General features: G+C 74.5%; 6 protein-coding genes. 3 read left to right on the forward strand and 3 right to left on the reverse strand.

The features are described from left to right. Positions 1–334 precede the first annotated feature (334 nt). Positions 335–871, forward strand: coding sequence for a hypothetical protein (locus tag ACIBSW_RS11325; protein WP_354723191.1), 537 nt, complete (start codon positions 335–337; stop codon positions 869–871). 15 nt (positions 872–886) lie between these two features. Here the strand turns inward: ACIBSW_RS11325 and ACIBSW_RS11330 are convergent, their stop codons facing one another. Then, the gene (locus ACIBSW_RS11330) at positions 887–7,918 is read right to left on the reverse strand and encodes an amino acid adenylation domain-containing protein (protein WP_354723193.1); all 7,032 of its coding nucleotides are present in this window, start codon (positions 7,916–7,918) and stop codon (positions 887–889) included. A 164-nt stretch (positions 7,919–8,082) separates the two neighbouring features. Here ACIBSW_RS11330 and sbnA point away from each other — a divergent pair, with 164 nt between their 5' ends. Both sbnA and sbnB read left to right on the forward strand, forming a co-directional pair. Continuing rightward, positions 8,083–9,093: a 2,3-diaminopropionate biosynthesis protein SbnA gene (sbnA, locus tag ACIBSW_RS11335; protein WP_354723195.1), complete on the forward strand. Its 1,011-nt coding sequence runs from the start codon at positions 8,083–8,085 to the stop codon at positions 9,091–9,093. Further along, positions 9,087–10,070 carry a 2,3-diaminopropionate biosynthesis protein SbnB gene (gene sbnB / locus ACIBSW_RS11340; RefSeq protein WP_354723197.1) on the forward strand — a complete coding sequence of 328 codons (984 nt, stop codon included), beginning with the start codon at positions 9,087–9,089 and terminating at the stop codon, positions 10,068–10,070. Before sbnA ends, sbnB begins: the two co-directional genes overlap by 7 nt. Before the next feature lie 56 nt (positions 10,071–10,126). Here sbnB and ACIBSW_RS11345 read toward each other — a convergent pair whose 3' ends face one another. Both ACIBSW_RS11345 and ACIBSW_RS11350 read right to left on the reverse strand, forming a co-directional pair. Continuing rightward, the gene (locus ACIBSW_RS11345; RefSeq protein ID WP_354723199.1) at positions 10,127–10,342 is read right to left on the reverse strand and encodes an MbtH family NRPS accessory protein; all 216 of its coding nucleotides are present in this window, start codon (positions 10,340–10,342) and stop codon (positions 10,127–10,129) included. Between the two features lie 111 nt (positions 10,343–10,453). Beyond that, entirely contained in the window at positions 10,454–13,399 is a 2,946-nt protein-coding gene (locus ACIBSW_RS11350) for an ATP-binding protein (RefSeq protein ID WP_404799299.1), read from the reverse strand. Between the last annotated feature and the right edge of the window lie 31 nt (positions 13,400–13,430).

Here is a 13,430-nt window from a genome sequence, read left to right on the forward strand (position 1 = left end):
CGACCGGCTGACCGCCTACGACGACAACGCGAAACTGTCGGGCGGCGCGGGCAGCGACCGCGACAACGTCGGCGGCTGCGAACGCTTTTGAATCCTTTTCCCGGACGGGCGCGGTGACGTCCACACTTCACCGCGCGGCCGGTCTGCCCGGACCGGGCCGTTACGCGGCCGCCGGGCTGAACTGCGTGGATCCGGTCGCGCTCGGTGGGGAACCACCCGCGCGCGGGTTCGCGTGCCGACCGCCCCATCCAGGTTGATCAACTGGGTCGGCCAGAGATCGTGCAATGAGTGGTTGGGGGGTCATTGCCGCCGTGCCGTGGTTCATACTGCGCTCATGATCATCCGGATCTTCGGCAACGTCGGCGGGGTCACGGTGGTCGCCACGCTGGCCGCCTGCCTGCTCGCCGGGTGCGCCGACGACCGACCGGGAGACATGGGCTGTTCCGACAGCGAAAATCAGCGGGTGGCAGCTCTGGCGCAGCTTCCGATCCTGGACGTGCGTCCCCCGTCCACCGAGGCCGCCGGCGCGTACTCGGGGTGTGGAGAGGACGACTCCGGCGACCCGATCGCCTCCCACGCCGGTCGGCGCTACCGCAGCACTCTGCCGGAGCCCGAGATTCGGTCCTTCTACTGGGATGAGCTGATGAGGGACGGCTGGCGCGATGCCTCGACGGCCATACCTCCGGACGTGGCTCCGTCGCTCGCCTTCCAGCGCGGCATATCGTGCCTGGTCAAGGACGTCGCCGGCACGAGGGTGGAGTTCACCGTCTCGTTCGACCCGCCGCCGAGTACGTCGCCGTCTCCCGCTTCCCTGACATACGCCGTCGAGGCGAGTGATCAGGACACCGAGTCTCTTCAGTCACCCTGTTGACCATCTGCCCGGCCGTCAGTCGGCGGCGAGCAGGCCGGTGAGTACGTCGCCCAGCCGCCGTACGTGTGGCGGTCTCATGACGCCGAAGTGGTCGCCGGGCACGCGGTGCACGCGCACGCCGTCGCCGGTCAGCTCGGTCCAGCGGTCGAGGTAGCCCTGGTAGCTCTGGCCCGAGGCCACCTCGTGCTCGCCGCGCACCAGTTCGTCGCTGGCGATCAGCTCGAGGCGCCCGGGGAAGCGGCGATGCCGGTAGCTCATGTCCATCTCCATGACCTCCCGCCAGACCCGGACCGCGGGCAGCCAGACCTCCCCGACACCCCGGTCGGGCAGCACGATCCCGGTCTCCGGATTGACGTCGTCGACCAGGTGGTTGAGCAGCTCGAGGATCTCCTCCCGAAGCGGCAAAGTCTCGGCGGCCGGGTCGGCGAGCAGGGTCTCGAGGCGCTGCATCAGGGCCAGCTCGCTCCAGCCGTCGGCGCGGGTGTGCATGTCCAGGGCGGGGTCGAGCAGCATCAGCGTGACCCGTTCGCCCTCGTCGGCGAGGCGGTGGGCCATCTCGGTGGCGATGCCGCTGCCGCCGCACCAGCTGAAGATCCGGTACGGGCCGTGCGGCCGGGCGTCGCGCAGTTCGGCGAGGTACCGCTCGGCCATGCTCTCGGTGCTCGGGCTGCCGTCGCTGTGTGCGCCCGGCCATTCGAACGCCGCCACCGGCTGCTCCGGGTCCAGGTACGGCAGCAGGCGCAGATACCAGTGCGCGCTGCCGCCGCCGGGGTGCACGCAGAACAGCGGCACCCGCGCGGCGCCGGGCCGCAGCCACATGAGCGCGCCGGCGCGCAGGGAGGCGCCGGCCAGCCCGGCGACGGTCCGTTCCTCGATGAACGAGCGGAACGTGAGCTCGTAGCCGTGCCGGGCGCGCAGCGCCGCGATGATCCGCATCATGGCCAGGGAGTGGCCGCCGAGGGTGAAGAAGTCGTCGTGGATGCCGATGCCGTCGATGCCGAGCGCGTCGCGCCAGGCGGCGGCGACGGCCTGTTCCCGCGCGGTACGGGGTGCGACGTACTCGACGCCGGAGGCGGGGCGGGTGCCGTCGGGTCCGGGCAGGGCCGCGCGGTCGATCTTCCCGGCGGGGGTGGTCGGGAATTCGTCGACGGTGAGGTAGTGCGCCGGCACCAGGTGCCGGGGCAGCCGCGCGGCGAGGTGGTCGCGCAGCTCGGCCGGGTCGACGGCGGAGCGGGTGTACGCGACCAGGCAGGCGTCGGGGGTCCCCGGCCGGTGCACGGTGACCACGGCACCGTCGACGGCGGGGTGCGCGGCGAGGGCGTTCTCGATCTCGCCGGGTTCGATGCGGAAGCCGCGGACCTTGACCTGCTGGTCGCGCCGGCCGTGGAAGTGCAGGGTGCCGTCGGCGTCGCGGGACGCCAGGTCGCCGGTGCGGTACATCCGGTCGCCGGGGCGGTCGGTGTACGGGTCGGGAACGAACCGGTCCGCGGTGTGGCCGGGCCGGCGCAGGTAGCCGCGGGCGACCCCGGCGCCGCCGACGACGAGCTCGCCGCGAACCCCGGCCGGCACGGGGCGCAGGTCGTCGTCGAGGACGTAGACCCGGAGGTTGGCCATCGGGTGGCCGATCGGCGGCGGGGTCGGCGGTACCGGGGTGCGGATCTCGGCGATCGAGGCGCACACGGTGATCTCGGTGGGGCCGTACCCGTTGAGGAACCGGGCCCGGGGACTCCAGCGGGCGGCGTGCTCGGCGTTGCAGGCCTCCCCCGCGGTGACCAGGACCCGCAGGCTCGGGAAGTCGGCCGGGTCGAGGCGGTCCAGCAGCGACGGCGGCAGGGTCATGTGGGTCAGGGTGGCCGCGTCGTGGCGCAGGTCGCCGGGGTCGGCGCCGGGCGGCGGCAGGACGAGGGAGGCGCCGTTGGTGAGGGCCATGACCAGTTCCCAGACCGAGGCGTCGAAGCTGGAGGCCGCGAACTGCAGTACCCGGTCGCCGGGGCGGACGTCGAGGTGCCGGTTCTGTGCGTACCGCAGGTTGAGCATCGCCCGGTGCGGCACGGCGACACCCTTGGGCCGGCCGGTCGAGCCGGAGGTGTAGATGACGTAGGCGAGGTCGTCGCCGTGCGGCGTCGCCGGGGGCGCCGGGGGCAGCTCCCGGTAGGCGTCGTGGTCGATGACCTCGACCGGCGAGTCCCCGGGGCACGCCCGGCCGTCGGTCAGGACGACCGCGGGCGCCGCGTCGGTGATCATCCAGTTGATCCGCTCCGCCGGGTAGGCCGGGTCGAGCGGGAGGAACGCGCCGCCGGCCCGGAGCACGGCGAGCGTGGCGATGATCAGGTCGGGTTCGCGCGGCAGCAGGAGGCCGACGATCGTGTCGGTGCCGACGCCGAGTTCGCGCAGCCGGGTGGCGAGCCGGTCGGCGCGGGCGTTCAGTTCGGCGTAGGTGACGGTCCGGTCGCCGTGGCGCAGCGCCACCCCGGTCTGCGCCGCGATCAGGTCCGCCACCGGCGGCGACGACGCGAACGGCACGAACCGCTGGTGGCGCTCGATCGCGTCGGCGTGGTCGGCCGGCGCGAGCCCGAGTCCACGGGCGTCGCCGTCGGGGTCGCCGGCCATCGCCTCCAGGACGTGCCGGTAGGTGCGCCGCAGGATCTCCACGCCCGCCCGGTCGATGCGGCCGGGGTCGGCGCCGAGGCGGAGCACGCCGGGGAACGTCCACACCTCGAGCGCGAGGCTGCCGGGGCTGAAGTCGTCGATCATGCGTACCGTGTCGGTGCTGCCGTCCAGGACGTGGAAGTCCAGGTAGCCGAACGCGACCTCGATCAGCGGGGTGGTGCCGGAGTCGCGCTGCATGGCCGGCAGCGGGTAGCGGCGGTGCGGCCAGAGCCGCGCCTCGCCGGCGAAGACGTCGGCGACGAGCTCGCGCCAGGTGCGCGCGGTGGTGTCGGCGGCGAACGGAACAGTGTTGAGGTACATGCCGAACACCTCGTCGCCGCGCAGCCGTTCGGGGCGCCCGTTGCAGAGCAGGCCGTCGAAGTAGCGGTGCCGGCCGGTGGCGATGCTCAGCGCCTTGAGGTGCGCGGCGTGCAGGACGCTCTTGAGCGAGGCGTTCGCGGACGCGGCGAGGCGGCGCAGGCCGGGTGCGAGGTCGGCCCACGGCACCTCGACGATGGTGACCGGCGCGCCGGCCGGCCCGGTGCCCCACTCGGGCGGCAGCTCGAACCGGTCGTGGCCGGCGATGGTGGCGGCCCAGAAGTCGCGGTCGGACTCCGAGGCGAGCGCTTCGCGTTCCAGCGCGACGAAGTCCGCGAAGCGGACCGTCGGCGGCTCCGGCAGTTCCGGTGTCCCGCCGTCGCGCAGGGCGCGGTACAGGTCGATGAGCATGGCCACGGTGGAGGTGTGGCTCCAGCCGTCGAGGATGGCGTGGACCTCGGAGTGGGTGAGCAGCCACTCGCCGTCGCTGAGCAGGTGAACGTGGTAGCGCAGCAGCGGCGGCGCGGTGATGTCGAACGGCACGGCCCGCTCGGCGGCGAGGAACGCGCGTACGGTCGCCTGCTGTTCGTCGTGCCCGACGCCGCGCAGGTCGGTGATGGCGATCGGCAGGTAGGCGCGGGCGTGCACGAGCTGCATGATCCCGGAGTAGGTGGACAGGTCGAACGAGGTGCGCAGGATCTCGTGGCGGTCCAGGAGCAGGCGGCCAGCCTGCGCCAGCACCGGGGCGGAGAACGGCCGCGGGTCACGGATGCGGTAGCAGGAGACGTTGCGGTAGACGGCCTGGTCGCCGCCGGCCAGCATCTCGTACAGCATGCCGGCCTGGTTCTCGGTGATCGGGTAGGCGTCGGTCAGGCCGTCGGGCAGCAGCCGCCGGTCGTCGTCGCCGAGCTGGGTGAAGCGTTCGACGGTGGTCTCGGGGACGGCCGCGGCGGCCGGCGGCCCGGCGAGGGCGGCGATCTCGCGCACGCTCTGGTGGGTGAACAGGTCCTGTACCGCCAGCGCGATGCCGGCGGCGCGGAGCAGGCCGACGGCGCGGATGGCGCGCATGGAGTCGCCGCCGAGCCGGAAGAAGCTGTCGTGGCGGCCGACCTTGTCGACGCCGAGCGCGGCGCGCAGCGCGTCGGCGATGGTCTGCTCCAGGTCGCCGTCCGGCGCGACGTACCCGCCGCCGCCCGGGCGGGGGTCGTCCGGTGCCGGGAGGGCCCGGCGGTCGACCTTGCCGCTGCTGTTCAGGGGCAGGGCGTCGAGCAGCGTCCACCGGGCGGGGATCATCGCGTCGGGCAGGCGTTCGCGCAGGAACGCGCGGACCTCGTCGAGGTCGGCGGTGGCGACCAGGTACGCGGCGAGCTGCCCGTCGTGGACGGTCACGGCGGCTTCGGCGACGGCGGGACAGTCGCGCAGGACCGCCTCGATCTCGCCGGGTTCGATGCGCTGGCCGGCGATCTTGACCTGCTGGTCGAGGCGGCCGAGGAAGTCGATGGTGCCGTCGGGCCGGTAGCGGGCCAGGTCGCCGGTGCGGTAGAGCCGCCGCCCGGGCTCGGCCGCGAAGGGGTCGGGCACGAACCGGTCGGCGGTCAGCGCGGCGCGGCCGAGGTAGCCGCGGGCGAGCTGGACGCCGCCGATCATCAGCTCGCCGGGTACGCCGACCGGTTGCGGCCGGAACTCCCGGTCGAGGATGTAGGCCTGGGTGTTGGCGATCGGGCGGCCGATGGTGACCGGGCGGCCGGGTTCGCAGCGCAGGGCGGTGACGTCGACGGCGGTCTCGGTCGGGCCGTACAGGTTGTGCAGCTCGCAGCCGATCCGCTGCCGCACGCCGTCGACCAGGTCGGCGCCGAGCGCCTCGCCGGAGCAGATGATGCGCCGCACCGAGGGCAGGCCGTCGAACGGCTCGGCCAGGAAGGCCCGCAGCATCGACGGTACGAAGTGCAGGGTGGTGATCCGCTCGGTGGTGATCAGGTCCGCGAGGTACGCCGGGTCGCGGTGCCCGCCGGGCCGGGCCATGACCAGGGCCGCGCCGTTGAGCAGCGGCCAGAAGAACTCCCACACCGAGACGTCGAAGCCGGCCGGGGTCTTCTGCAGGATCCGGTCGGTGCCGTCCAGGGGGTAGCTCTGCTGCATCCAGCGCAGCCGGTTGACGATGGCGCGGTGCTCGATCAGGACGCCCTTGGGCCGGCCGGTCGAGCCGGAGGTGTAGATGACGTAGGCGGCGTGGCCGGGCCCGGGGCCGGTCCGCGGGTCGCTGTCGTCGCCGGAGACGGTGGCGAGCCAGTCCTCGGTGATGACGATCCCGGCGCCGGCGTCGGCGACCATGAAGGCCCGGCGCTCGGCCGGGTGTTCGGGGTCCAGCGGCAGGTAGGCGGCGCCGGCCTTGAGGGTGCCGAGCAGGGCGGGCACGAGGTCGGCGCCGCGGGGCAGGTCGACCGCCACCACGGACTCGGGCCCGGCGCCGAGGCCGCGCAGGTGGTGTGCGATCCGGTTGGCCCGGGCGTTGACCTGCGCGTAGGTCCACGAGCGACCGGCGAAGACCAGGGCGACGGCATCGGGGGTACGGGCGACCTGCGCCTCGAACAGCGCGGGCAGCGTGCCGCCGGGGTAGCCGGCCGCGGTGTCGTTCCAGTCGACGGTCAGCTGCCGCCGCTCGCCGGGGGTGAGCATCTCGAGCCGGTCGGCCGGCGCGTCCGGCGCGGCGACGGCGCTGGTCAGCAACTGGACGAAGTGCCCGGCGAGGCGTTGCACGGTGGCGGGGTCGAACAGGGCGGTGGCGTAGGTGATGCCGGCCCCGAGGGATCCGTCGGGTCGCACGGCGACGCCCAGCGTGAGATCGAACTTGGCGCTGCTCTCGCCGACCGGGATGCGCTCGATGCGCAGGCCGCCGGCCTCGACGGCGGTCGTGCCGGCGTCGTCCATCAGGAACATGGTGGAGAACAGCGGGGTGCGCGACAGGTCCCGGCTGGGCGCGAACTCGTCGACGAGCAGCTCGAACGGCAGGTCCTGGTGCGCGTGCGCGTCGAGCACGGCGTCGCGGACCCGGCGCAGGACCTCGGCGAACGACGGCCGGCCGGCCAGGTCGGCGCGCAGGACGACGGTGTTGACGAACAGGCCGATCAGGTCCTGCACCTCCGGGCGGTCCCGGCCGGCGATCGGGGTGCCGACGGCGATGTCGTGCTGCCCGGTGTAGCGCGACAGCAGGATGTCGAAGACGGCGAGCAGGGCCTGGAACACGGTGGCGCCGCGGTCCCGGGCCAGCCGGGTCAGCGCGGCGGCGGTCTCGGCGGGGATCGCGAAGGTGTGCAGGGCGCCGGAGGAGTCGCGGACCGGCGGGCGGGACCGGTCGGCGGGCAGTTCCAGCGGGCTGAGCCCGGCGAGGCGCTCGCGCCAGTATCGGAGGTGGCCGTCCAGGACGCCGCCGGACATCTCGGTGCGCTGCCACGCGGCCACGTCGGCGTACTGCAGCGGCAGCGGGCCCGCGACGGTGGTCGCCGCGTAGTTCCGGGCCAGCTCGCCGACCAGCACGCCCTCGGACCAGCCGTCCATGGCGATGTGGTGCACGGTGAGCACCAGGGCGTGCTCGCCGGCGGCGAGGCGGGCCAGGGTCGCGCGCAGCGGCGGGCCCTCGGCCAGGTCGACCGGCCGCCGGTCGTGGGTGCCGAGCGCGGCGATCCGCGCCTCGCGGTCGGCCGGGGCCAGGGCGCGCAGGTCGAGGACGGTCAGCTCGACCGGGCCCGGTTCGTCGATCGCCTGCACCGGAGTTCCGGCTGCGGTCAGCGGGTACCGGGTGCGCAGCACCTCATGGCGGGCCACGACGGCGTCCAGGGCCGCGCGCAGGGCATCGACGTCCAGGTCGCCGCGCAGCCGCAGGGCGACGCTGGCCAGGTACTCGGTGCTGCCGGGCCGCACCTGTTCGAGGACCCATAGGCGATGCTGTGCGTGCGACAGCGGGAGCTCGGCGCCGCGGTCGGCGTGGGCAGGTCCGGCGGCGGGCCGGGCGGACGTGGCGCCCAGCAGCCGCCGGCGCGCCAGCTCCGCACGCAGCGTCGCCGGGTCCAGGGTCTCGGTCATTGAGCCACCTCCGCAGCAGCGGGCCGCGCGCGGGCCCGGGTCGAGGTATCAGGGTGTCCGCCGGGCGGGGCCGTCCGTGAGAGAACAACCGGCGTACCCGGGCTGTCGGGATCTCTGCGCGTCCTTCTCTGCGAGCGGTGCCGCGGCGCGGCAAGGCTCGATCCATGAATTTGCCGGCATTCGTCAGCGGGATAACCGCCACGGTCGGTTCGACCCCGCTCGTCGAGCTGGCAAGGCTCGGCGGTAGCAGACCCTTTCGCGTGTTCGCGAAGCTGGAGGCCTACAACCCCGGCGGCAGCGTCAAGGACCGCTCCGCGCTGGAGATGGTCCGCCACGGCATCGCCTCCGGGCGGATCGTGCCGGGCCGCTCGGTGGTGGTCGAGTCCAGTTCGGGCAATCTGGGGATCGGGCTGGCGCAGGTGTGCGCGTACTACGGGGTCCGGTTCGTCTGTGTGGTCGATCCGCGGACCAACGCGCAGAACATCGCCATCATGCGGGCGCTGGGCGCCGAGGTCGAGGTGGTCACCCGCACCGATCCGGCGACCGGCGAGTACCTGCCGGTGCGGATCGCCCGGGTTCGCGAGCTGGCCGCGGCCACGCCGTACGGCTACTGCCCCGACCAGTACTCCAATCCGCTGAACCCGCGCGCGCACCGGGCCACCATGCGCGAGATCGTCGCGGCGCTGCCGGCCCCGCCGGACGTGCTGTTCTGCGCCACGAGTTCCTGCGGGACGCTGCGCGGCTGCGTGGAGTACGCCCGGGAGCAGGGGCTCGGCACCCGGTTCGTGGCGGTGGACGCGGTCGGCAGCGCCATCTTCGGCAACCAGCTCGCGGCGCGGCTGATACCGGGGCACGGCGCGGCGGTGCGCCCGGCGCTCTACCTCGACGGCCTGGCCGACGAGGTCGTGCACGTCGAGGACGCCGGCGCCGTGGTGGGCTGCCGTCAGCTCGTCGCGCAGGAGGCGATCCTGGCCGGCGGCTCCTCGGGGGCGGTGGTGGCGGCGCTGGAGCGCACCCGCCCCCGGATTCCGGCGGGCGCCGCGTGCGTGCTGATCTTCCCGGACCGGGGCGAGCGGTATCTCGACACCATCTACGACGACGACTGGGTGCGCCGGCACTTCGGGGACATCGCCCATCTGTGGAAGCAGGACGTCATGGAGACAGCCACATGTTGATCATCGGCAGGGAACAGGTCCGGCAGGCCCTCGACGGCGCGGACGCGGAGGTGGTCGCGGCGGTCCGGGCCGCGTACGAGCGACACGAGCGGGGCGGCACCGCCGTGCCGCACTCGGTGTTCCTGCGGTTCCCGGACGACGACCGCAACCGGATCATCGCGCTGCCGGCCTACCTGGGCGGCGACGACGCCGTGGCCGGTGTCAAGTGGATCTCGTCGTTCCCCGGCAACGTCGCCGCCGGTCACCCGCGCGCCAGCGCGGTGATGATCCTGAACTCGATGCGGACCGGGGTTCCGGAGGCGCTGCTGGAGGCGGCCACCATCTCGGCGCGGCGTACCGCGGCGTCGGCGGCGCTGGCCGCGGCGACCCTCGCCGCGGACGTGCCGGACGCCGGGGTCACGCTGGTCGGCTGCGGCGTCATCAACGGCGAGGTGCTGCGCCTGCTGCGCACCACGCTGCCCGAGCTCGGCGCGGTGACCGTCTTCGACCTCGACCGGCAGCGGGCCCGCGCGTTCGCCGCCGAGTGCGCGACCCGGCACCCCGACCTGAAGGTCGACGTGGCGCCCGGTATCGAGGCCGCGCTCGGCGCGCATCGGCTGGTCTCGCTCGCGACCACGGCGTCGACCCCGCACCTGGACGACCGGCACTGCCGGCCCGGAAGCCTGCTGCTGCACCTGTCGCTGCGCGACCTGACCCCGCAGACCGTGCTGACCAGCACGAACATCGTGGACGACGCCGATCACGTGTGCCGGGCCTCGACGTCGCTGCACCTGGCGGAGCAGGAGGTGGGCAACCGGGAATTCATCGCGGCGTCGCTCGGGGAGTTGCTGGCCGGCGGGGTGCCGTACCGGCGCGACGAGACCGGGCTGACCGTGTTCTCCCCGTTCGGGCTGGGCATTCTCGACCTGGCCGTGGCCCGGCTGGCACGGCGGCGCGCCGCCGCCCTCGGCGTCGGCACCGAGTTCACCGACTTCTGATGTGGCCGGGCCGGGCGGCCGACGTGGATCCCTCGCGGGATCCACGTCGGGCCGTCTCAGGCGCCGGCGCTCTCCATCTGCCGGCGCAGGCTCAGCGGCCGCATGTCGGTCCACACCGTGCCGATGTGCGCCAGGCAGTCCGCGCGCTCGCCGCGCGTGCCCTCGGCACGCCAGCCCGGCGGCAGCTCCCGGTCGGCGAGCCAGACCGAGTACTGCTCCTCGTCGTTGACGACTACCTGATACGTCCGCTCGTCCGCCTGCTCGTCGGGCATGACCACTCCTCCATCCGGATGTTCCTGCCGCGCTGTCGCGCTATCCGGAGCCTGCACCGTGCCGCGCGGCGGCAGCAGAGAAGAACGGGCAGCACCGTCGGCGCCGGGCGCTCAGCTGACGAACTCACCGGCGAATTCGCCGAGCACGATCCGGTTGGCCTGGCCGGTCTTGGCGATCAGGCTGGCGACGTGCTTCTCGACGGTACGCGGGGACAGGTGCAGCCGACTGGCGATCTCCCGGTTGCCGAGGCGCTCCACGAGCAGCCGCAGCACCTCGTACTCGCGCACGGTCACCCCGGCGGCGCGCAGCTCCCGGGGCAGGTCCTCGGCCCCGGTGCGGCGCTGGTTGACCACGGCGCCCGCCTGGCGCAGCAGCGCCCGGCAGGCACTGGACACCGGCACCACATCGGCGGCGTGGAAGTGCTCCTCGGCGGCGCGCAGCCAGGCCACCGGGTCACCCCACCCGTCGCGCAGCGCCGCCTCCCCGCCCAGCCGCAGGCAGAGGTGCCGGGCCGTGGCGTACGGCGCCGCGGCGAGCAGCGCCTCGCCGAACGACGCGGCGGCCTCGTCGGCGCGGCCCGCCCGCCCGGCGACGATCGCCTCGGCGAGCAGGGCGAACTGCCGGTTCCAGCGCAGCGCGGCGGCCGGCCCGGCCCGGGCGCTCGGGCCGAGCGCCGGGTCCTCGCCGGGCCCGGCGAGGACCCGCAGCAGCGGGCCGAGGCCGTGTTCGCCGCTCAGGTGTGCGCTGACCTTGGCGGCGCCCGGCCGCCGCGCGCGGGCCAGTTCCACGGCGGCGCGCTCGCGGTCCTCCTCCAGCAGGGCGCAGAACGCGCGGGCCAGGCCGTGTACGCGGGGCGCGTGCCGCTCCTGGTCGCCGTCCCAGCGCCGGAACTCGGCGATGGCGTCGTTCATCTCGCGACGCCGGCCCTGGTGCGCGGAGAGGATGGCCCGGGAGAGCAGCAGCAGCTGCGTCGTCTCGATCATCTTCAGGCGGGTGGTGGCGCCCAGGGTGCGATCGATGAGCGGGCCGGCCGTCGCGAAGTCGCCGTGCAGGACGGTGTGCAGCGCGATGTTCGTGTCGGCGTGGTATCCGGCGGTCACCGCGCCGCAGCGCAGCGCCGCCTGCCTGGTCTGCTCCAGCAGTTCGATGCCGCCGTTGCGCAGCGCCTCGTCCTGGCCGAGCCGGACCAGGGCATGTATCTCCCAGATCGGCAGCCGGTGGCGCACGGCGATGGCGCGCGCCCGTTCCAGGCACGCGGTCGCCTCGGCCAGGTCCCGGTCCCGGCGGCGGCTCAGCGCGCCCAGCAGCTGCCACGCCTGGCAGGCCACCTCCGGCAGCGGCACCGCCTCGGCGACCGCGGCGGCCCGGCGGGTCATCGCCTCGATGACCGTGAACCGCTCGGGGCCGGGCAGGTCGAGCAGGACGTGCGCCTCGACCACGTCGATCGGGGCGGTGGCCGCGTCGGGCGCGTCCGGGCCGAGCGCGGCGCGGGCGAGCGCGACCTGGCTCAGGCCGTCCGCGGTGCGCCCGGCGAGGTTGGCGGCCCAGGCCAGGCGGGTGTGCAGGTCGGCGCGGCGGCGCCGGTCGGGGCCGTCGGGGGCCACGTCGAGACGGTTGGCCAGGTCGAGGGCGCGTTCCATCAGGCCGGCCTCGGCCAGCGCCGACACCAGCGCCTCGATGGCGGTGGCGTGCGCGAGCCGGTCGGGGTCGCCGTCGAGCAGCTCGCGGGTGCGGTCGAGCAGGTCGACGGCCGAGGACGCCGCGCCCTGCGCCAGCGCCCGCCGGCCCGCCTCCAGGTAGTGCCGGGCGGCGGCGCCCGGCTCCTGCGCCTGCAGCCGCAGCGACGCGCTGACCTGGCACCACTCGTCGGGCAGGCCCGGGTAGGTCGCCGCGATCGCGTCGGCGGCGCGGCGGGCCAGCACGACGCGGTGTCCCGGCGCGAGCAGCTGCAGCACCGCCTCGCCGAGCAGCGGGTGCTGGAAGGCGTACCAGTCCGGGGTCTGCTCGTCGGGCGCGACCAGCCGGCCGGCGTCCTCGCCGTGCAGGTGGTTGAGCAGGGCACGGTCGTCGAGGCCGGAGACCGCGTGCAGCAGGGCGAGCGGGAAGCGGCGGCCCAGCACGGCGCCGACCGAGAGCAGGTCGCGGGCCTCGGGGCCGAGCTGCGCGACGCGGCCGGCCACCGCGCGGGCGAGGGCCTCCGGCACGCTGGTGCGGATCACGTCGGGCAGGGTCCAGCAGCCGCCCTCGTGCACGAGCTGCCCGCTGTTGACGATCGCGGCGAGCAGCTCCTCGGCCAGCAGCGGGTTGCCCGCGCTGTCCGCGACGAGGCTGTCGACCAGCGGCCCGGGCACGTCGCCCGGCGGGCAGTCCAGGCAGGAGGCGGCCAGGGCGCGGATGTCGGCCGGGCCGAGCGGCCGCAGGCTCTGCAGGGCGGCGAGACCACGCTGCTCGGCGGCCCGGGCCAGGTCGAGGGCCGCGCAGGGCCCGTCCCGGACGGTGCAGAGCAGCATGGTGGACTGCTGGCCGAGGTTGTCGATGAGGTACTCGACGACGGCGACGGTCTCCGCGTCGGCGTCCTGCATGTCGTCCAGCACGATGAGGCAGCCGCGGTCGCGTCCGGCCAGCGCGGTCAGGCGCAGGACCGCCTCGGCGAGCACCACCAGGGAGTCGCGGCCGGGGTCGGCCGGCCCGTCGGCCCAGTCGGGGATGAGCCGGCCCAGCGCGTGGCGGTAGGGGCCGAGCTCGGTCACGTCGATCGGGTCGCCGCTGCGGACCAGCGACAGCAGGGCCTCGGTGAGCGAGCGGAAGGGCATGGTCAGGCCGACCGCGCTGCCGCGCCCGCGCAGCAGGCTCATGTCGGCGGCGAAGGCCATGTCCGCGGCGGCGGCAGCGAGGCGGGACTTGCCGATGCCACCGTCTCCGGTGACGAACATCGTCCCGCCTCGCCCGGCTCGCGCCGCGGCCAGCATCTGTTCCGCGGATCGGAGCTCGTCGTCGCGCCCGACCAGCGCCGGGGTGCGGTGCCGCAACGCTCCCCACCGTGACGGTCCCTTCACGACAGGGATTTTATTCATAGATGTTCCGGCA

Source organism: Actinoplanes sp. NPDC049668 (assembly GCF_044465445.1).
Lineage (GTDB): Bacteria > Actinomycetota > Actinomycetes > Mycobacteriales > Micromonosporaceae > Actinoplanes.